General features: G+C 47.4%; 2 protein-coding genes. Both read right to left on the reverse strand.

All coding sequences use genetic code 11. The features are described 5' to 3' along the window. Window positions 1-469, reverse strand: a 469-nt coding sequence (locus ACFS25_RS31855; protein ID WP_381509274.1) for an IS630 family transposase, incomplete at its 3' end; no start/stop codon positions are given. 19 nt (window positions 470-488) lie between these two features. After that, on the reverse strand, window positions 489-730 hold a 242-nt coding region (locus ACFS25_RS31860; protein WP_381509276.1), incomplete at its 5' end, for a helix-turn-helix domain-containing protein.

Consider the following 730-nt stretch of genomic DNA (forward strand, 5'->3'; position numbering starts at 1 on the left):
CCAACTTCGGGTCTTTCTCTAAAAGACTAATTTGTTCCAAAACCGTAACCGTCAAGTCCGCCAACGAAAGAAACACTTGGTTTTTCAAGCGTTGTTTAAGCTGGTTCCAGACCAACTCAGTCGGATTTAGTTCTGGACTGTAAGCGGGCAAACGTTCTAGGTGAATCCGCCCAGGGCGCTCTTTTAGGAATGCTTTCACCGCTTCTCCGCCATGAATCGAAGCGCCATCCCAAATAATAAGCAAATCTCGTTTACGGTAACGGCTACATAGCTTGCTTAAAAACCACACGATATCTTCCCCACTAAAGGAATGATCCTGACCTCCAACATATATTCGACCATTGGGAGCAATAGCTGCAATGAGGCTGAGATGATCACGACCGGCCTGCTCCAGTAAAACGGGGGTTTTACCCTTTGGTGCCCAAGTAAGCCCCAGCATTGGTAATAAATAAAAGGCTGATTCATCCACATATAAAATGACGCGCCCTTCAGTTTGGGCTTTTTTTGAGTTCAGCTAAGTGCTCATTCCGCCAGTGCTCGACACGCTCCGCGTTTTGTTGGCGTGCCTTAGCCTGCGGTCTCTGACGAGTCCAGCCTACTTTCTTTAGTAAACGCCCTACTTGAGAGGGATCATAACTGACGCTAAAAAGTCGTTTGATGATCTCATTAACACGGGGACGAGTCCAAATGTGACCCGGAAAGCCATGATGCTCGGCTCCTTTGTTCAACT

This window comes from Spirosoma flavum (assembly GCF_042686045.1).
In the GTDB taxonomy this organism is placed as follows: domain Bacteria; phylum Bacteroidota; class Bacteroidia; order Cytophagales; family Spirosomataceae; genus Spirosoma; species Spirosoma flavum.